The following is a 20,906-nucleotide window of genomic DNA, read 5'->3' as shown; positions in this document are numbered from 1 at the left end:
AGCCGGGGCGTCGCGGACCGCTGGGAGCACACCGCCATGGAGTACGTGCCGTTCCGCACGGCCGACGTGGTCCGCCCTGATCATCGGGCTCTGCACACGGCAACCGGAGGAGGTGGGTTCGATCCGCACCACGCAGGCAGGAAGCTCCCCCTCGGCGGCCGTACCACCGGCTCGGTCGTAGCGGCCGCGGGAGCCTCCGCACGGCTTCCCGGAAGGTCCCTCATGTCGCTCGACCCCACCGTCCCCCTCCGCTCCACCACCGTCGCCCGGCTCCGCGCCGCGGGGTGCGTCTTCGCCGAGGAGGAGGCGGAACTCCTCATCGCAGCCGCCCGTGACACCGCCGAACTCGACGTGCTCGTCGAGCGGCGTGCCCTCGGCCACCCGCTGGAACACGTCGTCGGCTGGGCCGAGTTCGGCGGGCTGCGGATCTCCGTCGACCCCGGCGTCTTCGTGCCGCGGCGACGCACCGAGTTCCTCGTCGAACGGGCCGTCGCGCTCGCCGCGCCCGGCGCGCTCTGCGTCGACCTGTGCTGCGGTTCCGGCGCCGCCGGCGCGGTGCTGCTCTCCTCCGTCCCGGGCGCCCGCGTGCACGCCGCGGACATCGAGCCCGCCGCCGTGCGCTGCGCCCGCAGGAACGTCGAGCCGCGCGGCGGCCGGGTCCACGAGGGCGACCTCTTCGCGCCGCTGCCGGAGGACCTGCGCGGCCGGGTGGAGATCCTGGTGGCCAACGTGCCGTACGTGCCGACCGAGGAGGTCGGGCTGCTGCCGCCCGAGGCGCGCGAGCACGAGCCGCTCGTCGCCCTCGACGGCGGCGCCGACGGGCTCGACGTGCTGCGCCGGGTGGCCGCCGGGGCGCCGGAGTGGCTGGCGCCGGGCGGGCGGCTCTTCGTCGAGACGAGCGAGCGGCAGACCGGGGCGGCGGCCGAGGCGGTCGCCGCGCACGGTCTGACGCCCCGGTTCGAGACCTGCGAGGAGCGGTACGCGACCGTCCTCGTCGCGACCCTGGAGGGCTGAGCCGCTCAGCGGCCGAAGGTGTCGATGCCCTCGACCAGCCAGCTCCCGTCGCGCAGGACGACGTCCACGGCGAACATCGCGCCCGCGTAGACGCCCTGGTCCTGGGCCTTCTTCTGCCGGGTGCCGGCCGTGCTGACGCTGCTCTGGTCGGCGTAGACGAGGACGCGGGCGCGGTCGCCGTCGATCCGCTCGACCGCGCTGTCGGTGACGGTCGTGGTGATCACCGACTTCCGCTCGGCGGCCTGCGCGAGCACCCCGGCGAAGAGGGTCCGGTGCTGCTCGACGGCCTTGCCGGTGAGGAAGGTCTTCGCCGCCCGGTCGAAGGCGGCCGCGTCGGTGTGGTCGTAGGAGAAGAGGGCGGCGACGGCCTCGGCCGTCCGCCCCTTGATCTCGCTGGTCCGCGCCGGGTCGGTGAGGGTGGTGTTCGACCGGGCCGGGTCGTCGCGCAGCTCGCCCGTCCTGCCGTGCGCCCATCCCGCGAAGCCGCCGAGCAGGAGCGTCAGGGCGCACAGGACGAGGAGGGGGAAGCGGTGCCGCGGTCGCGCCTCCCGCGTCTCTTCTTCCTCGTGTACGGGCTTCTCTTCCTCGTGTACGGGCTTCGCCGCCGTTCGCCGTCGCGTCGCCGGTGCGGGCTCGGTCAGGAGGCCCACGGGGCCCTTGGGGTCGGGGCCCGGCTGGTCTGCGCGGGCCTGGCGGCGGCGCTCGCGGTTGAGGTGGTGGCGGGGCGTCGGCATGGTGCGGTGTCCTTACCTCGTAGGGGCGGTCGGTCAGCCGGTCGCCGTGCCGCCGACGGGGGCCTGCCCCAGACCGCTGAGCTTCCACTGCCCGTCGGTGCGGGTGAGTTCGCCCAGCATGCGGCTGTCCTTGTCGGTGCTCTTGCGGTCGGACGTGGTGACGGTGACGCGCAGGGCGACGAGCAGCCGGGCGCGTCCGGCGCGGTCGTCGAGCTCCGTGACGGCGCCGGCGAGCACGCGGGCCGTCGTCACCGTCTTCGCCGCCTTCACCTGTCCTTCGAACTCCGCGCGACCGTCGACGAGTTGCCGGTGGAGTTCGCCGGTCGTGGACGACTCCCAGAGGTCGAGCCCGCGGTCGGTCTGCCGGTGGTCGAGGGTGTTGAGGTTCTGCACGGCCTGCTCCCCCGCGGCGAGCGCCCGGTCGCGTTCGGCGGCGTAGGCGGCGGAGTCGTCGTGGGCGGCGGCGTACCAGGCCTGGCCGGTCCAGGCCGCGAAGCCGCCCGCGACGAGGGTGAGGACGAGGGCCGCGGCCAGGGCGGGCCGGGCGCCGTTCCGGGTGCGGACGGCGCGTGTCATGGGGTGCTCCCGTCTCCCGCTCATCGTCAGCGGGTCTCGATGTCGGTGATGACCCAGCGGTCGTCCTGGTACCGGGCCGTCACGGTGAGCTGGGCGGCCGCGGTGGTCGCGGCGCCCTTGTCCCGCCGGGAGACCTGGTCGAGGAAGACGAGGAGGCGGGCGCCGTCCCCGTCGAGTTCGATCACGCCGGTGCGGACGGCCTGGGTGGAGAGGGTGAGGCGCTGCTCGACGAGGCTCGTGCGGACCTGGGCGAAGAGGTCGGCGTACTGACGGGCGGCGCGGCCGGCGAGGACGGTGCCGGCGTTGCGTTCGGCGGCGTCGGCACTGGTCGGCGTGTAGGAGAAGATCCGGGCGAGGCCCTCGCCGACGTCGCCGCCGACGCGGGTGGTGGCGGCGGTGTCGGTGAGGGCCTGGTTCCTGGCCGAAGGGGTGGTCCGGAGCTGGTGGGCGCCGTGGAAGAAGGCACCGCCGCCGAGGAGGAGCGCGGTCAGGGCGGTGGCCAGGGCCGCCGTGCGCCATCGGGGGGCGCGGGGCTCGGGCCCGGATTCCCCGGTGGCGGCGGGTTCCGTCTCCGGGGCCGTCTGGGTCGCGGTCATTCGGGGCCGGCCTCCTCGGTTCCTGCGACGGGCACGGCGCTGAGCGCCGACACCCGCCAGGTGGACTCGCCGGTGCGGGTCAGGACGGCCTCCAGGCGCTTGCGGTCCGTGGTGGCGGCGCCCCCTCGGGGGGTGACCTCGACCTGTACGGTCGCGATGAGCTTCGCCGTGCCGGCGCGGGTGTCGAGTGCGGTGAGGGCGGCCTCGGTGACGGTGGCGCGGGCCGAGGGTCCCACCGCGGGCTCGGTGCGGGCGAGTTCGGTGCGGAGGGCGCCGGTGGTGGCGTCGCGCCAGGCCTCGATGCCCGCCGCGGCGCGCTCGCGGGTGGAGGCGTCGAGGGTGGTGAGGACGGTGAGGCGCTGCCGTCCCTCGGCGAGGGCGGTGTCCCGTGCCCGGCCGAAGGCGAGCTCCTGGTCGGTGCGGGCCTGCGCGTAGGTCCAGGCTCCGGTGGCGCAGAACCCCAGGGCGACGGTGAGGGCGCCGGCGGAGAGGAGCCGGCCCCGCCTCATCGGGCGCTCCCGGGCGCGATGCCGAGGAGTCCGGCCAGACCGGTCGGGCCGCCGGTCCGGCCCGGCAGGGCCAGGGCGCCGGGCAGGGGCGGCTCGGCGCCGGCGGTGCGGTCCGGGAGCGGGTTCAGGGAGCCGGGGACGCGGGCCGGGGCGGGGGCGGCGTCGCCCTTGGGCGCGTGGGCGGAGCCGCGGACGTTGGTCCCGGAGCCGGCGGGGCTGGTGCAGGCGGCGCCGGTGTTGAGGGCGGGCGCGGTGCCGAGGTCCAGGCCGTTGCGGTAGCGCGTACCGCCGTATCCGGAGGTGCAGGGCAGCGGCTTGAAGAAGGTGACGGCGAGGCCGATGTTCAGGCGGCCGCCCTCGACGGCGGTGGCTCCGGCGGAGACGGCCGCCGGGTAGGTGACGAGGAGTTCCTCGATGCCGCGCTGCCGGGTGAGGGCGAGTTCGGAGGTGGTGAGGAGGTTGGCGAGGACGACGCTCAGGCTCGGGTCGAGGTCGTCGAGGAGATCGCTGACCTGGCCGGCCGCGTCGGGGGTGACGGTGAGGAGCCGGCGCAGGTCGGCGTCGGAGCCCTTGAGGGTGGCGGCGAGTTCGCGGGCCCCGGTGGCGAAGTCCCGGATGGCGCGGCTCTCGTCGGCCTGGGTGCGCAGCACGACCTCGCCGTCCCGGATGAGGCGGGTGGTGGCGGGCAGGGAGCGGTCGGCGGCCTGGACGAAGGCGCTGCCGCTGTCGAGGAGGACCTGGAGGTCGTCGCCGTGGCCCTCGAAGGCCTTGCCGAGTTCGTCGACGACCGTGCGCAGCGAGTCCAGGGGGACGGAGCGGGTGAGCGCGTCCATGCTGGTGAGGACGTCGGTGACGGGGGCGGGGACCTGGGTGTCGGACTGTTCGATGCGGGCGCCGTCGGCGAGGAAGGGGCCGCCGTCGCTCTCGGGGCGCAGGTCGATGTACTGCTCGCCGACGGCGGATAGCCCGGCGACGACCGCCCGCGCGTCGGCGGGGATCCGGGGCGCCGACTTCTTGATGCGGAGCTCGGCGACGACGCCGTCGGCGGTGAGGTCGAGGGCGCCGACGCGGCCGACGGACACGCCCCGGTAGGTGACGTCGGAGTGGGTGAACAGGCCGCCGGTGCGGGCGAGATGGACCCGCACGGTGTAGTGGTCGGCGAGTCCTGCGTAGTGGCCGAGGTCGGCGTAGCGGACGCCGACGAAGGCGAGGACGGTGACGGCGATGACGAGGAAGGCGAGGTTCTTCAGCCGTACGGCACGGGTGATCACCGGCGTTCGCCTCCGTCCTTCGGTGCGCTCGGTGCGTTCGGTTCGCTCGGTTCGTTCGGTTCGTTCGGTTCATTCGGTTCGTTCGGTTCGTTCGGGGTGAGCGCCGGCAGGGGCAGGGGGTCGGTCGGTGTGGGGGTCGGGGTCGGGGTGGGTGTCGGGTCGGTCTTCGGGACGAGGGGCGGGATCACTTCGGTGCCGGGGGCGGCGGCGAGGTGGAGGTAGGTGTTGAGGTAGTCGCCCTTGACGCCCTTCATGACCTCGTCGGTGAAGGGGTAGGTGAGCAGGACCTGGAGCGAGTCGGGGAGGTCGGCGCCCGCGTCGGCGAGGGCCGTGAGGGTGGGGGCGAGGGCCTTGAGGTCGGCGATCATGTCCTTCTTGCTCGCCTCGACGGTGGAGACGGCGACTCCGGAGAGGGTGTCCAGGGCGCGGAGCATGGTGAGGAGGGAACCCCGCTGGTTCTCCAGGGTCTTCAGTCCGGGCGAGAGGTCGGTGAGGATCGTGCCGACGTCCTTCTTGCGGCCGGCGAGGGTGGTGGAGAGCCGGTTGAGGCCGTCGAGGGCGCGGGTGATGTCGCCGCGGTGCGCGTCGAGGGTGGTGACCAGGGTGTCGACCCGCCTGAGCAGGGAGCGGACCTGGGGTTCGCGTCCCCCGAGCGCCGCGTTCAGTTCGCGGGTGATGGTCTTGAGCTGGTTGACGCCCCCGCCGTTGAGCAGGAGGGAGAGGGCGCCGAACACCTCCTCGACCTCGGTGTTGCGGCCGGTGCGGGAGAGCGGGATGACGCTGCCGTCGGCGAGCCGGGCTGCCGTCTCCCGGTGGGCGGCGGCCGGCCGCGTCCCGCCGCGTGGCGCGGCCGTGGCCGGGGCGACCAGCTGGACGTACTTCTCGCCGAGGAGGCTGGACTGTTCGACGCGGGCCCCGGCGTCGGCGGGCAGCCGGACGTCGCCGTTGATCTTCAGGGTGACGCGGGCGGTCCAGGTGCCGGGGTCCAGTTCGATGGCGGTGACGCGGCCGACGGCGACGTCGTTGACCTTGACCGCGGACTGCGGCACCAGGCTGAGGACGTCGGCGATCTCGGCGGTGACCGTGTAGGGGTGGTCGCCGAGGTCGGCGCCGCCGGGCAACGGCAGGTCCTGGATGCCGTCGAAGCGTACGGACGGCGTGGGGAGCGCGCCGAGTGCGAGGGCCAGGCCGAGGCCGACGGCGACCGCGCCGGCGGCTCCGGCTCCGGCGGCCCTGGCCGAGGGCAGGCGGGGGCGTCTCACCGGTCCTCCTCTGCGGGGCTGGTGGGCGTGGCACCGCCGGCGGAGGCTCCGGTGACGGGCAGCGGGAGCAGCGGTCCGCCCATGCTGATCTCGTTGAGGTCGGCGCGGCCGTCGATGGTGCGGGTGGACGGGTCGTAGGCGTTGACGAGGTTGCCGGCGGCGAGCGGGGCGACGTCGAGGGCCTCGGCGAGGGAGGCGCGCTGGTCGACGAGGGTCCGGGTGAGGGGGACGAGCCGGTCGACGTTCTTCTTGAGTTCGCCGCGGTTGTCCTTGATGAAGGTCTTCACCCGGGCGAGGGCCTTGCCGAGTTCCTCCAGGGCGCCGGCGAGGTCGTCCTTGTTCTCGGCGAAGTAGCCGACGACCTCGTCGAGGCGTTCCTGGGCGGTGCGGACCTCGGTGTCCTTCTCCTTGAGCATGGTGGTGAAGGTCTGGAGCCGGCCGAGGCTCGCGAAGAGGTCGTCGCTGCTGCCGTCGAGGGTCTTGGCGGCCTTGCCGAAGCGGTCGATGGAGGTGCCGATGGCGGCGCCGTTGCCCTTGAGGTTCTTCGCCCCGGTGTCGAGGAGTTCGGCGAGGGCTCCGGCGGAGTTGGCGCCGTCGGGGCCGAGCGCCTCGCCGATGTCGGTGATCGAGGCGTACAGCTGGTCGATCTCGATGGGGACGCGGTTGCGGGAGGCGGGGAGTTCGGCGCCGTCGTCGAGGGCGGGGCCGCCGCTGTAGGCGGGGCTCAGCTGGACGTACCGGTCGGCGACGATGCTGGGGGCGACGACGAGGGCGCGGGCGCCGGCGGGGACGCGGACGCCTTCGTCGAGGCGGAGGGCGACGCGGACCCGGGTGCCCTGGGGTTCGACGGACTCGACCTCGCCGACGCGGACGCCGAGGACGCGCAGGTCGGAGCCGGCGTAGATGCCGATCGCCCGGTCGAACCAGGCGGTGACGCGGATGCCGTCGTCGTCGAGGGCGCGGACGGTGACGAGGCCGCAGGCGGCGAGGACCGCGAGGGCGAGCCCGGCGACGAGGGGTTTCCTGGTGCTGCTCATCGTGTGCCGTTCCCCTTCGCCGTGGCCTGCTGCTTGGGCGGCATGCATCCGGTCGTGGGCTGCGAGCCCTCGGGCAGGTAGTTCCGGGGCACCACGCCGCACAGGTAGCTGTCGAACCAGCGGCCGTTGCCGAGGGTGTTGCCGACGAGCCGGTAGTAGGGGCCGACGAGCGCGAGCGTCTTGTCGAGCTGTCCGCTGTTCCTCTCCAGGACGTCGGTGACCCGGCCGAGGGCCTTGAGGGTGGGGCCGAGCTGTTTGTCGTTGTCGCCGACGAGGCCTCCGAGTTCGGTGCCGAGGGCGCGGCTGCCCTTGAGCAGGGCGCGGATGGCGTCGCGGCGCTTCTGGAGTTCGCCGAGGAGGGAGCCGCCGTCCTCCAGGAGCACCTCGAAGCTGGACTTCCTGTCCTTGAGGGTCTGGGTGAAGGTGGCGCCGTTCTTCAGGAGGCGGGCGAGTTCGGTGTCCCGCTTGGAGACGGTCAGCGACAGCCGGGAGAGGCCGTCGGCGGCGCTGCGCACGTGCGGCGGCGAGTCCTTGAAGGTGGCGGAGAGGGTGCGGAAGCTCTCGGCGAGCTTCCCGGTGTCGACGTCGTCGATGGTCCCGCTGAGGTCCTGGAAGGCCTGGGTGACGTCGTACGGGGAGGTGGTGCGGGAGAGCGGGATGCGGGTCCCGGGGTCCTGGCGGGCGGAGCCGAGCGGGTCGAGGGCGAGGTACTTCTCGCCGAGGAGGGTCTTGATCGCGATGGCGGCGGTGGTCCGGTCGCCGACCCAGGTGTCGCCGGCCTCGAAGGTGACCTTGACCTTGGGGCCGTCGAGGGTGACTCCGGTGACCTCGCCGACCTTGACGCCGGCGACGCGGACCTCGTCGCCGGCGTCGAGCCCGGCGGCCTCGGAGAAGTCGGCGCTGTAGGTGGTGTCGCCGCCGGCGAACGGCAGCCGGTCCGCGTGGTAGGCGAGGGCGGCGAGGAGGCCGAGGAGGACGAGCCCGACGACGGCGACCCCGATGGGGTTGCGTTCCTTCACGGGCTTGATCCGGCCGAAGAGGCTCATCCGCGGCACCTCGGTTCGGTGACGGCGATGCCGGTGGGCGGCTTGGAGCCGTCGGAGGTGGTGACGCCGCTCACGCGCGCCTCGCAGAGGTAGAGGTTGAACCAGGAGCCGTAGGAGGAGAGGCGGGCCAGGGCCGTCAGCTTGCCGGGGGTGCGGGCCAGGAACCGCTCGATGCTCGGGGTGTGGTCGCCGAGGGTGGTGGAGAGCCTGCCGAGTTCGCGGATGTCCTTCTTGAGCGGGGCGCGCCCGTCGTGGAGGAGTCCGGCGGTCGTGGTGGTGAGGTCGCCCATGGCCTGGACGGCCTCGCCGAGGGGTTTGCGGTCGGTGTCGAAGCCGGTGACGAGCTTCTGGAGGGTGACGACGAGGTCCTCGAAGCCGGCCTCGCGGTCGTTGAGGGTGGTGAGGACGGTGTTGAGGTGGGTGACGACCTCGCCGACGGCCTTGTCCTTGGCGGCCACCGTGCTGGTGAGGGAGCCGATGTGGCGCAGCAGGCTGTCGACGGTGCCGCTCTCGCCCTGGAGGACCTGGACGAGCGAGCCGGCGAGGTCGTTGACGTCGGCGGGCGAGAGGCCCTCGAAGAGCGGTTTGAAGCCGTTGAAGAGCAGGGTGAGGTCGAGGGCGGGGGTGGTGCGGTCGAGCGGGATGGTGTCGCCGTCGGAGAGGGTGCCGGTGAGGTCGCCGCTGCCGCGGCCGAGGGAGACGTACCGCTGGCCGACCATGTCGAGGTACTTGATGCCGGCGGTGGCGGAGCGGGGCAGCGGGCGGTCCTCGCGGACCTCGAAGGTGACCTGGGCGAGGCGCCGGTCGACGACGCGGACGTCGGTGACCTCGCCGACCTTCACGCCGGCGACGCGCACCGAGTCGCCGGCGACGAGGCCGGTGACGTCGGTGAAGAGCGCCTTGTACGCGTGGGTGGCGGAGCCGACGCCGGTGTCGGCGATGCTGAAGCCGAGGACGGTGGTGGCCACCGCCGTGACCAGGACGAACGCCAGGGACTTGAGGACGGTGCCGGTGAGTCCGCGGCGGCGTGAGTACGCCGCTTCCTTCGCCTTCATCGCAGGGTCACCTCCGTTCCGCGGAAGGCCGGGCCGGCGAGCAGGCTGCTCCACTCCGGCAGGTCGCCGGGGTGCTTGCCGGCGGCGGGGGCGAGGAGTTCGGTGACGAGGTCGTTCTCCTGCGGGGAGTTGGCGGGGCCGAGGTCCTGGTCGGCGGCCGCGGAGGCGCGGGCGGCGGGGGCGACGGGGACGCCGAGGTAGGGCACGGGGTGGCAGCGGGGGCCGCCGCCGGAGCCGTACCGGGGGGTGTCGCGGCCGGGGACGTACGCGCCCCGGGAGGGGACGGCGGTGACGTTCACGTGCAGTCCCGGCCGGCTTGTGCCCTTGCCGAGCGCCTTGTCCATGGCGGGCACGAACCGGGCGAGGGTGCCCAGGGTGCAGGGGAAGGACGAGGAGTACTCGGAGAGCAGCTCCAGGGTGGGCCGGCTCGTCGCGGCGAGCCGGATGACGGTGTCCTTGTTCTTCCGCAGGAAGGCGGTGAGGTCCTGGGCGGTGCGGGTGGTGGCGCCGAGGGTGCCGGAGAGCGCGGCCTCCTGCTCGGCGAGGGTGCCGCTGGTGGTGGTGAAGTCGGTGAGCGCGGTGAGGATGTCCGGGGCGGCGTCCGCGTAGAGGTGGCTGACCTTCACGAGTTCCTTGAGGTCCCGGGTGAGGGCGGGCAGCTGGGGGTTGAACTTCTTCAGGTGGGCGTCGAGCCGGGCGAGGGTGTCGCCGAGCTTCTCGCCGCGGCCTTCGAGGGCCTGGGAGACGGCCGACAGGGTGGCGGAGAGCTTCTGCGGCTGGACGGCGGTGAGCAGGGGCAGCAGGTCGTCGAGGACCTGCTGGAGTTCGATGGCGTTGCCGGAGCGGTCCTCGGGGATGACGTCGCCGGGGCCGAGGGGCTCCGGCGAGGGGTTCGCGGGCGGGACGAGGGCGACGAACCGCTCGCCGAAGAGGGTGGTCGGCAGCATCTGGGCGCGGACGTCGGAGGGGACGTGGCCGAGGGCGCCGGGGCGCATGGCGAGGGTGAGCCGGGCGCCGGTGTCGGTGGCGTCGATGGCGCGGACCTCGCCGACGACGACGCCGCGGAGCTTCACCTCGGCGCCGAGGTGCATCTCGTTGCCGACGCTGCCGGTCTCGACGGTGACCGGGTCGGAGTCGGTGAACCTCTTGTCGTAGACGGCGACCGCCAGCCACGCGAGCAGGGCGGGGACGAGCAGGAAGACGACGCCGGCGGAGCGGCGGCGCAGGGTCTGGCCTCGTGGAGCGTTCATCTCACCCCGCCACCTTCACGGTCGTGGTCGCGCCCCAGAGGGCCAGCGACAGGAAGAAGTCGGTGACGCTGATCAGCACGATGGCGTTGCGCACGGAGCGGCCGACGGCGATGCCGACGCCGGCGGGGCCGCCGGAGGCGCGGAAGCCGTAGTAGCAGTGGGCGAGGATCACCATCACGCTGAAGATCAGCACTTTGAGCATGGAGAGCAGGACGTCGGTCGGGGACAGGAACAGGTTGAAGTAGTGGTCGTACGTGCCCTGGGACTGGCCGTTGAAGAGGACCGTGACGGTGCGGGAGGCCAGGTAGGAGGAGAGCAGGCCGACCGCGTACAGCGGGACGATGGCGACGACGCCCGCGATGATCCGGGTGGTGACCAGGTAGGGCATGGAGCGGACGCCCATGCCTTCGAGGGCGTCGACCTCCTCGTTGATGCGCATGGCGCCGAGCTGGGCGGTGAAGCCGGCGCCGACGGTCGCGGAGAGGGCGAGGCCGGCGACGAGCGGGGCGATCTCGCGGGTGTTGAAGTAGGCGGAGACGAAGCCGGTGAAGGCGGCGGTGCCGATCTGTTCGAGGGCGGCGTGGCCCTGGAGTCCGACGACGGTCCCGGTGAAGAGGGTCATGGCGACCATCACGCCGATGGTGCCGCCGACGACGCCGAGTCCGCCGGAGCCGAAGGCGACCTCGGCGAGCAGCCGCTGCACCTCCTTGAGGTAGCGGCGCAGGGTCCGGGGGACCCAGAGCAGGGCCCTGACGTAGAAGAGGAGCTGGTCGCCTGAGCGGTCGAGCCAGCCGAGCGGGGCGGCCACCGTCAGCCTCCCTTCGGCGGGACGATCTGGAGGTAGATGCCCGTCAGCACCATGTTCACGAAGAACAGCAGCAGGAAGGTGATGACGACGGCCTGGTTGACGGCGTCGCCGACGCCCTTGGGGCCGCCGCGCGGGTTGAGTCCCCGGTAGGCGGCGACGATGCCGGCGATGAAGCCGAAGACCAGCGCCTTGAGTTCGCTGATGTACAGGTCGGGCAGCTGGGCGAGGGCGGAGAAGCTGGCGAGGTACGCGCCGGGGGTGCCGCCCTGGAGGACGATGTTGAAGAAGTAGCCGCCGAGGGTGCCGACGACGGAGACCATGCCGTTGAGGAGGACGGCGACGGCCATGGTGGCGAGGACGCGCGGGACGACGAGCCGCTGGACCGGCGAGACGCCCATGACCTCCATCGCGTCGAGCTCCTCGCGGATCTTCCGGGAGCCGAGGTCGGCGCAGATCGCGGAGCCCGCCGCGCCGGCGATGAGGAGGGCGACGATGAGCGGGCTGGCCTGCTGGATGACGGCGAGGACGGAGGCGCCGCCGGTGAAGGACTGGGCGCCCAGCTGCTGGGTGAGCGAGCCGACCTGAAGGGCGATCACGGCGCCGAACGGGATGGAGACGAGCGCGGCCGGCAGGATCGTGACGCTCGCCACGAACCAGAACTGCTCGATGAACTCCCGGAACTGGAAGGGCCTGCGGAAGACGGCGCGGGTCACCTCGGCGGCGAGGGCGAAGAGGCGGCCGGTCTGCCGCAGCGCCCCGCCGATCACGCGCCGCCCCCGGGGGACGGCGCCGGCACGGCCCGGGCGGCGGCCTGGCGCGCGTAGGTGTCCTCGATGGCGGCGCGGGCGGCGGGCGGCAGGGTGTCCAGCATGCCGAGGACGCGCTCGCGGCGGCGTACGACGGCGGCGCGCGGGGGCAGTCCCGGCGAGGGCTCCAGCTGAGGGACGATGGCGCGGGGCCCGTCGGGGCGGCTCGCGGCGGCGCTGTCGGCCTCGGCGGCGAGGGCGGCGGCGTCCTTCTCCTCGGACATGCCGATGGGGCCCTCGCGGCGGCCGGCGAGGAACTGGGTGACGACCGGTTCGTCGCTGGTGAGGAGGACTTCGCGCGGTCCGAAGGTGACCAGGTTCCGCCGGAAGAACATCCCCATGTTGTCGGGGACGGTGGCGGCGATGTCGAGGTTGTGGGTGACGATGAGCATCGTGGCGTCGATCCGCGCGTTGAGGTCGATCAGGAGCTGGGAGAGGTACGCGGTGCGCACCGGGTCCAGGCCGGAGTCGGGTTCGTCGCAGAGCACGATCTGGGGGTCGAGCACGAGCGCGCGGGCCAGGCCGGCGCGCTTGCGCATGCCGCCGCTGATCTCGCCCGGCAGTTTGCCCTCGGCGCCGAGCAGGCCGACGAGTTCGATCCGTTCCATGACGATGCGCCGGATCTCGGACTCCCGCTTGCGGGTGTGTTCGCGCAGCGGGAAGGCGATGTTGTCGAAGAGCGTCATGGAGCCGAAGAGGGCGCCGTCCTGGAACATGAGGCCGAAGAGCTTGCGGGTCTCGTAGATGTCCCGTTCCCGGCCGCCGACCATGTCGACGCCGTTGATGAGGACCCGGCCCCGCTGGGGTTTGAGCAGTCCGATGAGCGATTTCAGGAAGACCGTCTTCCCGGTTCCGGAAGGGCCGAGCATGACGCTGACCTCTCCGGCCGGCAACGTCAGCGAAACGTCCTGCCAGATGTTCTGCTTGCCGAAGGACATGGTGAGCCCCTCTACGGCTACTTCGATTCCCATCCCACCTCCAGCAGGCGTGCGTGACGCGTGCGCCGCGGGCGCACGGTAGGCCGTTCCGGATCACCCGGACAATAGCTGTGGCGCAAACTCATTGATCCGCTTCCGCGTTTGTCACCGCGAAGACAAACAAGCCGGTCTTTCTTGTCTCCTGGGCGACAGATGGGGGCGCCGACCTGCGACTGGGCGTCGGCTCCCGGGAACGCTACGGCCGAGTAACCTCACGGGGCAATACCGGATCCGGAGTTTTCGCGGAACAGGCACCCGCGGCGGCCGTTTTATCAGCCGGGAGACAATTCGGGGCGCCGCTTTGTCACCGGCCGGAGGAATGCGCGGGTCGACCGCACGAAAAGCCCTTCCGACCTCGCATGATCGATCAGAATTGTCGACATTACGCACCCCGGAACCAAGCGTATTCCCGCCATCGCTCACCCTCTTGACAGGCAATACAACAAGTTCAAAGAATCATGGTTCACGCCATTGTTCGGCTAAGTTTCCCGCAAGTAACGTCTCGTTTCGCGGCAGGGAAAGCGTCGGGCCGCCGGCCTCTCCGCCCCCACCGCAGCACCCCCACGAAGCACCCTCTGCCGGTCAATCCCCAAGGAGAACCCCAGAGTCATGAAGAAGTCGATCAGAAACATCGCCGTGGTCGCGGGAGCCGCGTCGGCCGCGTTCGCCCTCGCCGTCAGCCCCGCCACCGCGGTGCCCTCGACGGTCTGGACCGTCAGCCCCAACCCGGCCAGCATCACCGCCGTCAACAGCGGGAACATCGTCCTCAGCGTCAACGGCATCGCCATGACGTGTACGAAGTCGAACGGCGCGGGCACGGGCGCGAGCACCACCGGCAACCCGGCCACCGTCGGCCAGATCACCTCCATCGCCTTCGGCGCCACCGGCGCGCCCTGCACCAGCGTCCTCGGCCCGGTGACCACGGTCCCGACCACCCCCTGGACGATCGTCGCGCAGGACTACACCGCCTCGACCGGCGTCACCAAGGGCTACATCGGCAACGTCAACGCCAAGGTGACCGTGGGCGCCTGCGTCTTCCGCGTCACGGGCAAGGCCTCCGGCACGTACACCAACTCGACGGGCGCCCTCGCCGTCAACAGCGTCGCCGGCGACCTCACCGTCGTCGAGTCGACCGGCTGCGGCTCGGCCGTCCCGGTCGGCGCGAAGCCGACCTTCAAGGGCACGTACCTCTTCAAGGCGGGTACGGCGATCCCGACGATCGTCGGCTCCAACCCGTAAGGCACCGGGACTCCGCGTCCGTCCGGCCGGCCCCCCGGCCGGGCGGACGCGGGCCTGTCCGCGCCCCGCCCCCGAGGAGACCCGCATGAAGAAGCCGCCCGGAAGACTCGCCGCGGTCGCGACGGCCGCGGTCGCGTGCGTCCTCGCCGTGCCGCCGGCCACGGCGGCGCCGTCGACGCTCTGGACGGTGACCCCGTCCGGCGACTTCACCGCGGTGAGCGGGAACGTCGTCCTCGGCGTCAACGGCCTCGCCCTGGCGTGCAGCCGGTCCACCGCCTCCGGCCGGGTGCAGGACGCCACCGGCAACCCGGCGCCCGTCGCCGTCATCGACACCCTGGCCTTCGGCGCCCCCGGCGCGCCCTGCACCACCCCCCTGGGCCCCATGGCCGTCACCCCGGTCACCCCGCTGCCCGTCCTGGCCCAGGACCACGGCGCCGGCGTCACCCGGGGGTACGTCGGCGGCGTCGACCTCAAGGTGACCGTGGGGGCCTGCGTCTTCCGCGTCACCGGCAAGGCGTCGAGCACGTACACCAACGCGACGAGCGGCTTCGCCGTCGGCAGCCTCGCCGGCGAACTCACCGTCGTCTCGGCGGCCGGCTGCGGCATGTTCGTCCCCGTCGGCTCCCGGCCGACCCTCACGGGGACCTACCTGGTCACCATGACCGGCACCACCACCGGCCCGGCGATCGTCGGCACCAACCCCTGAGCCCCCTCCGAGCGGAGCACCAGATGCCAGGCCCCCGGACCACCCCACGATCCTCCCGCGCGCGGGTGCGCGGTGCGACGATCGCCGCGTTCGTGGCGCTCGCCCCGCTGCTCCCCGCGGCGGCCGTCGCCGTCGGCACGGTGGAGGTCGACGCCGCGCTGCCGTACGTCTGCGTCCTGCCCTCGGGGCCGCAGCAGGCCACGGTGCGGATCACGGCGGCCTTCCCCGAACGGGCCTCCGCGGGCGAGGAGATCCGGCCCGCCGACGTCACCACGACCGTCGAACTCCCGGCCGCGGCCGTCGCCGACCTGACGACTCCGCGGGCCGCCGCCGTACGGGCCGAGACGCGTCTCGCGGTCGGCGTGGCGCAGCACGAGCAGCGCACGGAGGCCACCTGGAGCGGCACGGCCCCGCCCGTCGCCGTGCCCGCCGAGGGGCCCCTCGTCCTCGCCGCGACCGGCGACGTGCCGTCCCTGACCACGGACGCCGAGGGGGAGCTGGTCCTCACCGCCGGGGCGCTCGCCGTGGACCTCGCACCGAGCGCGGACGACGGCGCGGCCACCACTCCCCCGTCCCTGTCCGCGGCCTGCGCCCCGGCCCCGGAGGCGGAGGGCCGCACGGTGCTCGCCCGGGTCCCGGTCGGCGCCGGCGCCTCCGGCGGTACGCCGTCGGTCCCGGCGCCCTCGGCCTCGGCGCCCGCCTCGCCGTCCCCGTCCCTGCCCACGGACCGTCCGGCCCCGCCGCCGGGCGCGCCGAGCGCGCCGGGAGCCACGCGCGGGACGCCGGGCGTGCCGAAGACGCCCGAGGCGGAGGGCCGGGGGCTCGCGACGGCCGAGGAGGAGACGCCGGGGACCCCGGCGCCCCGGCCGGACGCGCCGCCGTGCATCACCGAGAAGCCGACACCGATGTCGCTGTCGGCGTACATCACCGGCTACTCCAATGTGCGGAAGCTGAACGGCGCCAACGTCGTCCCGGTGTCCTGCACCCTGATCGAGCAGGGCGAGCCCCAGATCGAGTTCCGTGACGACGGGATCCATCTGATCACCAAGTCCGTGGCCAGGTTCTCCTACGAAGGGCGGGCCCAGACCCCGCCCTTCCGGGCGACCTTCCTGACCTTCGGCTTCACCCCGACCACGGCGACCCTGGTCCTGGAGCAGACCGGGCCCATGACCGTCGACTCGGACGTCCTCCTGGTCTTCCCCGACAACCTCTCCACGACGTACGTCAGGGCCCCGCTGGTCCTGCGCGTCCTCGACGCCCAGGTCAACGGCACCCCCCTGGACGTCGGCCCCGACTGCCGCACCGAGAAGCCGCTGACCTCGCCGGAACCCGACCCCGTCACGTACCCCGGAGACCACCTCGTCCTCCTGGGCAAGGGTCAGCTCATCAACGGAACCGACGCCGAGGGCTACGTCCTCACCGGCGGCGGCCCCCTCACCGGCACCGTCACCATCCCGCCCTTCAAGGACTGCGGCGCGGGCGGCGAGGACCTCGACCGGCTGCTGACCGCCGCCATCTCGGGGCCGGACAACTACGTCAAGCAGATCCAGGGCCAGACCTGCCCCGTGGGCGTCGAGGTACCGCCTCCGGGCCAGTGCACCGAGGACCGCCAGCCCGCCGTCGTCCCCAAGCCCGAGCGCTGAACCCGGGCACCGCCGCCCCCGACCGAAAGGCCCCGCCATGCCCCTCGTCCCCGCCCGCGCCAAGCTCGCCACCGTCGCCGCGCTCACCGCGCTCGGCGCCTTCGCCTCCATGGGCACGGCGACGGCCGCCGCCCCGGTGCTCAACGGCGGCTGGGCGCCGTCCACCCGGTGTCCCGTCGACGCCACCGCCATGGTCGCCACGGACGGTCTCGACACCTCGCCGCAGTGCGTCGTGTCGTACTCCCTCAGCGGCTCCATCAAGCTCGGCAACACCACGGTGCCCACCGGGAGGACCAACCTCCAGATCGGCGTCGTGCAGAACGCCGACGGCACCAACTCGGTGGTCGCGCCCGCCGGAGGCGCCCTCATCGCCGACTCCGCCACCGTCCCCGGCGGTCTGATGGGGCTGATGTGCCCGAGCGACATCCCGTTCGTCACGGACATCTGCCGGAAGCTGACGGACGCCGACCTCAACCGGATCACCGCCACCATGGAATCGGTCGGCACGCCCTCCGAGTTCGACCAGATCGCGGGCGTCCTCACCGACCAGCCGATCGTGACCATCCCGGTCCGCATCCGACTGCAGAACCCGTTCCTCGGCGACAACTGCTACATCGGGTCCAAGAGCAACCCGATCCTGCTCCGCCCGAAGAACCTCACGGCGCCCGGGTTCGGCGTCACGCGCTTCGACGGCGACGGCACCGCGAACGAGGAGGGCGAGATGAGCCGCCTCGACCTCCTGGGCGCCACCCAGTACGACGACGGCTTCGCCGTCCCGGGCGCGAGCGGCTGCGGTCTCGGCTGGTTCGGGATCATCGACGCGGCGGTCAACCTGAAGACGGGGCTGCCCGCCGGTGCCGGGAAGAACAAGCTCTTGCTCAACGACACCCAGACCTATCTGACGGGTCTGTTCGCCCCCGGGGTCCTCGCCCCCGACGCCGGCAAGGTCTTCTCGCGCAACTGGCACTCGGCCGTCAACTAACGGCCACTCAGGAGTCAGAACCGGCCGACTCGGCCGCGTACGCCCTCATCGCGTACATGACTCTTGCTCAAGTTGTGTACAGCACACAGTAGTTGTCCTAGCTTTCAGCGAATCCACATCGGTACGTACCTGATGGCTCCTGCGGCGCCCGCCAACCCCGGCCGGGCGCCGCAGCGCCGCTCCCCCACCGGTCACGTAGCAGAGCAAGGGATCGGTCCATGCCCTCCACCGCACAGTCACCGGAGCTCGGTGAGCCGCTCGATCCGCTGCCGCGAGAGTTCGCCGCCCTGATGCGACCGGAGATCCCGGGGCTCGTCAAGGAGATCGGCTTCGAGATCGAACGTGCCTACCCCGTGTACACCCATCTCTTCAACGGCCCCCACTGCGACGCCATCCGCCAGGGCGTCGAGCAGGCCCTGGCCGCCTTCGTGGACCGGGTCGACACCCCCGGGACGAGCTCCACCCTCCGCGACGAGCTGCTCCGCCAGTTCGGCCGGGTGGAGGCGTACGAGGGGAGGGCCCTGGACTCCTTACTGGGCGCCTACCGGCTCGGCGCCCGCGTGGCTCTGCGGCGCGCCAAGAGCATCGGGCGCACCTACAACCTCTCCCCCACCCTGATCCTCGCCTTCGCGGACGCCCTCTTCGCGTACGTGGACGAGCTGGAGTCCCTCTCCCGCGAGGGGTACGTCTCCGTCCGGACCCGCGCGGTCTCCGACGTGGCGGCGCTGCGCCGGAAGCTGCTCCACCTCGTCGTCGCCGGGCCGCCGCTGCCCCGGGCCGCCGTCGCCGAGCTGTGCCGGGAGGCGTCCTGGCAGCTCCCCGCCGAGTGCACCCTGGTCGTCCTGCGGCCGCCGGCCACCCGGGTGGTGCCCGACCGGCTCGACCGGGACGTCCTCGCCGACCTGAGCCTGCCGCACCCCCATCTGCTGGTGCCGGGTCCGCTGACCGCCGAGCGCCGGGAGATGCTCGACGCGGCCCTGGCCGGCACCCCGGCGGTCCTCGGGCTCACCATGCCGCCGGCGCAGGCCGCCCACTCGCTGCGCTGGGCGCGGCGGGTCCTCCAGCTCGTCGTCGACGGCGTCGTCGCGGACGCGCCCGTGGTGGCGTGCGAGGACCATCTGACCACCCTGTGGCTGCTCTCCGACCCGGCGCTGACGGCGCAGCTGGCCCAACGCGAACTGGCCCCGCTGGACGGCCTGTCGGGCACCCGCCGCGAGCGGCTGATCGAGACGCTGCGGGTGCACGTCTCCACCCGGGCCCCGGCCGAGCAGGTCGGCGAGCTGCTCGGCGTGCACGCCCAGACGGTCCGCTACCGGCTGCGGAACCTCGACAACCACTTCGGCGACCGGCTCCTGGACCCCGAGCGCCGCTTCGCCCTGGAGGCGGCGCTGCGCTCGCTCCACCTCCACGGCCGCGGGCCGGCGGACTGACGCGGGTCACACCTCCCGGGGGACGAGCCGGCAGCGGGCCGGTCCGGCGGCCTGGAGGGTGATCGCGGGGGCGACCGGCACCTCGGTGTCCACGGCCTCGAAGCCATGGCGCCGGAGGATCGTCGCGAGCGCGATCACCGACTCCAGCATCGAGAAGTGCTGGCCGATGCAGGCCCGGGGGCCGCCCCCGAAGGGGAACCAGGCGTAGCGGGGGCGGGCGGCCTCCGCCTCGGGGGTGAAGCGGTCCGGGTCGAAGCGCTCGGCGTCCTCCCAGTAGGCGGGGTGCCGGTGGGTGACCCAGGGGGCGACGACGACGTCGGCGCCGGCCGGGATGGCGACGCCGCCGATCGTGGTGGCGGCGACGGCCCGGCGGCCGATGACGGGCGCGGCGGGGAAGAGCCGCATGGCCTCCTTCAGGACCCGGGTGACGTACGGCAGGCGGTCGAGGTCGGCCGCGCCGGGGGCGCGGTCGCCGAGGACCCGGTCGACCTCCTCGTGGGCGCGCCGCTGGGCCTCGGGGTGGCGGGCGAGGAGGTGGAGGGCGAAGCCGATGGAGGTGGCGGTCGTCTCGTGGCCGGCGAGCAGGAAGACGAGGACCTGCTCGCGGAGTTCGGTGGCGTCGAAGGCGCCGTCCTCGGCGGACTCGGCGCGGACGAGCAGGGACAGCAGGTCGTCGCCGTCCTCGTCGGCCCGGCCGCCGGCCTTGCGCTCGGCGATGATCCGGTCGCACTCCTCGTAGAGCGCCTGGTGGAGGGCGGCGGCGCGCCGGTTGCCGGGGGTGGGCCAGTCGCGGGGGACCTTGACCGGGGCGTAGCCGCGGCTGAGCACGTAGGAGCCGACGCCGGGGAAGCAGCGCTCGACGACCTCGACGGCGGAGTCGACGTCGGTGCCGAAGAGGATGCGGGCGACGGCCCGCAGGGCGAGCCGGGTCGACTCGTGGAGGACGTCGACGGTGGTGGCGCCGGTCTTCTCCCACTCGGCGGTGAGGGTGGCGACCTCGGTGGCGATGGCGTCGGCGTAGCCGTCCACGCGGCGCTTGGTGAAGAGCGGCTGGACGAGCCGGCGCTGGCGCAGGTAGTCCTCGTCCTGGCTGGTGAGCAGGCCGTTGCCGAAGGACTCGCGGATCTCCTGGTAGAAGGCGTTGTCCTTGCGGAAGTTGGCGGACTCGGCGGCGAGGACCTGCTGGGCGCCCTCGGCGGAGAAGACGGCGTAGACGTTCGCCCGGGCGCCGGGCGGGCCGGCGGTGATGCGGACGACGTCGCCGTGTTCGCGCCGGGCGCGCAGGAAGGTGCCGAGCGAGTCGTTCCTGAGGTCGAACATCGAGCCGAGGACGGGCAGTCCGGTGAGGACGGGTGCTTCGGTGCGGGCTTCGGTGGCCATGTGGCTTCCCCCTTGGTCGCGGCGCCGTGGGGATTGTCCCGCACGAAGTGACCGATGGGTAGCTTCTGTTGTCGGTGGTGTCTGGGAGGCTCGGCGGCATGGACGACAACGACAGGGGCGAGCGCCCCGCACCGACCCTCCAGCTGACGATCGACTGCGCGGATCCGGCCCGCCTCGTGCCCTTCTGGGCGGAGGCGCTGCGGTACGTGCCGGAGCCGCCGCCGGAGGGGTACGCGAGCTGGCGGGCGTACTGGGCGGCGTCCGGGGTGCCGGAGGAGGAGCTGGGCGACGGGGCGGGGGACCTGCCGGAGTCCCTGGTCGACCCGGCGGGGGTCGGGCCGCGGGTCTGGTTCCAGCAGGTCCCGGAGCCGAAGACGGGGAAGAACCGCGTCCACCTGGACCTGAAGGTCGGCGGTGGACGCGGGGTGCCCCTCGGGGTGCGCCGGGCGCGGGTCGACGGGGAGGTGGCCCGGCTGACCGCGCTCGGCGCGACCGTGCTGCGCAGGATGGACGAGCCGCACGGCATGGACTACTACGCCGTGGTGCTCCAGGACCCGGAGGGCAACGAGTTCTGCGTGGTGTGAC

21 protein-coding genes are annotated in these 20,906 nt (G+C 73.1%); 7 read left to right on the top strand and 14 right to left on the bottom strand.

The window, feature by feature from the left end; all coding sequences use genetic code 11:
• The first annotated feature begins 222 nt into the window (after nt 1-222).
• On the top strand, nt 223-1,014 hold the full coding sequence (locus AB0E19_RS28370) for a putative protein N(5)-glutamine methyltransferase (protein ID WP_362185030.1): 792 nt from the start codon (nt 223-225) through the stop codon (nt 1,012-1,014).
• A gap of 5 nt (nt 1,015-1,019) precedes the next feature.
• On the opposite strand, the gene AB0E19_RS28365 is transcribed toward AB0E19_RS28370, so the two are convergent.
• From AB0E19_RS28365 to AB0E19_RS28305, 13 genes are read right to left on the bottom strand one after another with little or no spacing between them, the layout of a single operon-like run.
• The gene (locus tag AB0E19_RS28365; RefSeq protein WP_362185024.1) at nt 1,020-1,748 is read right to left on the bottom strand and encodes a hypothetical protein; all 729 of its coding nucleotides are present in this window, start codon (nt 1,746-1,748) and stop codon (nt 1,020-1,022) included.
• A gap of 33 nt (nt 1,749-1,781) precedes the next feature.
• Nucleotides 1,782-2,324: a hypothetical protein gene (locus AB0E19_RS28360; protein WP_362185023.1), complete on the bottom strand. Its 543-nt coding sequence runs from the start codon at nt 2,322-2,324 to the stop codon at nt 1,782-1,784.
• Nucleotides 2,325-2,350: 26 nt separating this feature from the next.
• Nucleotides 2,351-2,920 carry a hypothetical protein gene (locus AB0E19_RS28355; protein ID WP_362185022.1) on the bottom strand — a complete coding sequence of 190 codons (570 nt, stop codon included), beginning with the start codon at nt 2,918-2,920 and terminating at the stop codon, nt 2,351-2,353.
• Nucleotides 2,917-3,429, bottom strand: a complete 513-nt coding sequence (locus tag AB0E19_RS28350; protein ID WP_362185021.1) for a hypothetical protein — start codon at nt 3,427-3,429, stop codon at nt 2,917-2,919. Before AB0E19_RS28350 ends, AB0E19_RS28355 begins: the two co-directional genes overlap by 4 nt.
• Complete coding sequence (locus AB0E19_RS28345; RefSeq protein ID WP_362185020.1) at nt 3,426-4,700, bottom strand: MlaD family protein; 1,275 nt, start codon at nt 4,698-4,700, stop codon at nt 3,426-3,428. The genes AB0E19_RS28350 and AB0E19_RS28345 overlap by 4 nt, the downstream gene beginning before the upstream one ends.
• Entirely contained in the window at nt 4,697-5,962 is a 1,266-nt protein-coding gene (locus AB0E19_RS28340; RefSeq protein ID WP_362185019.1) for an MCE family protein, read from the bottom strand. The genes AB0E19_RS28345 and AB0E19_RS28340 overlap by 4 nt, the downstream gene beginning before the upstream one ends.
• Nucleotides 5,959-6,999 (bottom strand): MCE family protein, encoded by a 1,041-nt coding sequence (locus AB0E19_RS28335; RefSeq protein WP_362185018.1) that lies wholly within the window; start codon nt 6,997-6,999, stop codon nt 5,959-5,961. Before AB0E19_RS28335 ends, AB0E19_RS28340 begins: the two co-directional genes overlap by 4 nt.
• Complete coding sequence (locus tag AB0E19_RS28330; RefSeq protein WP_362185017.1) at nt 6,996-8,045, bottom strand: MCE family protein; 1,050 nt, start codon at nt 8,043-8,045, stop codon at nt 6,996-6,998. Before AB0E19_RS28330 ends, AB0E19_RS28335 begins: the two co-directional genes overlap by 4 nt.
• Complete coding sequence (locus AB0E19_RS28325) at nt 8,042-9,100, bottom strand: MCE family protein (RefSeq protein WP_362185016.1); 1,059 nt, start codon at nt 9,098-9,100, stop codon at nt 8,042-8,044. Before AB0E19_RS28325 ends, AB0E19_RS28330 begins: the two co-directional genes overlap by 4 nt.
• Nucleotides 9,097-10,350, bottom strand: coding sequence for an MCE family protein (locus AB0E19_RS28320; protein WP_362185015.1), 1,254 nt, complete (start codon nt 10,348-10,350; stop codon nt 9,097-9,099). The genes AB0E19_RS28325 and AB0E19_RS28320 overlap by 4 nt, the downstream gene beginning before the upstream one ends.
• 1 nt (nt 10,351) lies before the next feature.
• Nucleotides 10,352-11,158, bottom strand: a complete 807-nt coding sequence (locus AB0E19_RS28315; RefSeq protein ID WP_362185014.1) for an ABC transporter permease — start codon at nt 11,156-11,158, stop codon at nt 10,352-10,354.
• Between the two features lie 2 nt (nt 11,159-11,160).
• Nucleotides 11,161-11,925, bottom strand: coding sequence for an ABC transporter permease (locus AB0E19_RS28310; RefSeq protein ID WP_362185013.1), 765 nt, complete (start codon nt 11,923-11,925; stop codon nt 11,161-11,163).
• The gene (locus tag AB0E19_RS28305; protein WP_362185012.1) at nt 11,922-12,935 is read right to left on the bottom strand and encodes an ATP-binding cassette domain-containing protein; all 1,014 of its coding nucleotides are present in this window, start codon (nt 12,933-12,935) and stop codon (nt 11,922-11,924) included. The genes AB0E19_RS28310 and AB0E19_RS28305 overlap by 4 nt, the downstream gene beginning before the upstream one ends.
• Nucleotides 12,936-13,550: 615 nt before the next feature.
• On the opposite strand from AB0E19_RS28305, the gene AB0E19_RS28300 reads away from it, so the two are divergent.
• From AB0E19_RS28300 to AB0E19_RS28280, 5 genes are all read left to right on the top strand, one after another.
• Nucleotides 13,551-14,180, top strand: a complete 630-nt coding sequence (locus tag AB0E19_RS28300; protein WP_362185011.1) for a hypothetical protein — start codon at nt 13,551-13,553, stop codon at nt 14,178-14,180.
• 85 nt (nt 14,181-14,265) lie between these two features.
• The gene (locus tag AB0E19_RS28295) at nt 14,266-14,886 is read left to right on the top strand and encodes a hypothetical protein (RefSeq protein ID WP_362185010.1); all 621 of its coding nucleotides are present in this window, start codon (nt 14,266-14,268) and stop codon (nt 14,884-14,886) included.
• A 65-nt stretch (nt 14,887-14,951) separates the two neighbouring features.
• On the top strand, nt 14,952-16,529 hold the full coding sequence (locus AB0E19_RS28290) for a DUF6801 domain-containing protein (RefSeq protein WP_362185009.1): 1,578 nt from the start codon (nt 14,952-14,954) through the stop codon (nt 16,527-16,529).
• A gap of 37 nt (nt 16,530-16,566) precedes the next feature.
• Nucleotides 16,567-17,511, top strand: coding sequence for a hypothetical protein (locus AB0E19_RS28285; protein ID WP_362185008.1), 945 nt, complete (start codon nt 16,567-16,569; stop codon nt 17,509-17,511).
• A 218-nt stretch (nt 17,512-17,729) separates the two neighbouring features.
• On the top strand, nt 17,730-18,941 hold the full coding sequence (locus AB0E19_RS28280) for a helix-turn-helix domain-containing protein (protein WP_362185007.1): 1,212 nt from the start codon (nt 17,730-17,732) through the stop codon (nt 18,939-18,941).
• Between the two features lie 6 nt (nt 18,942-18,947).
• On the opposite strand, the gene AB0E19_RS28275 is transcribed toward AB0E19_RS28280, so the two are convergent.
• A complete protein-coding gene (locus AB0E19_RS28275) occupies nt 18,948-20,321 on the bottom strand; it encodes a cytochrome P450 (protein WP_362185006.1) in 1,374 nt (457 codons plus the stop codon).
• Nucleotides 20,322-20,419: 98 nt separating this feature from the next.
• Here AB0E19_RS28275 and AB0E19_RS28270 point away from each other — a divergent pair, with 98 nt between their 5' ends.
• Nucleotides 20,420-20,905, top strand: a complete 486-nt coding sequence (locus AB0E19_RS28270) for a VOC family protein (RefSeq protein ID WP_362185005.1) — start codon at nt 20,420-20,422, stop codon at nt 20,903-20,905.
• Nucleotide 20,906: the final 1 nt, after the last annotated feature.

It is taken from the genome of Streptomyces sp. NPDC047974, assembly GCF_040653375.1.
In the GTDB taxonomy this organism is placed as follows: Bacteria; Actinomycetota; Actinomycetes; order Streptomycetales; family Streptomycetaceae; genus Streptomyces.
This window is presented reverse-complemented; position numbering and strand designations above follow the sequence as displayed.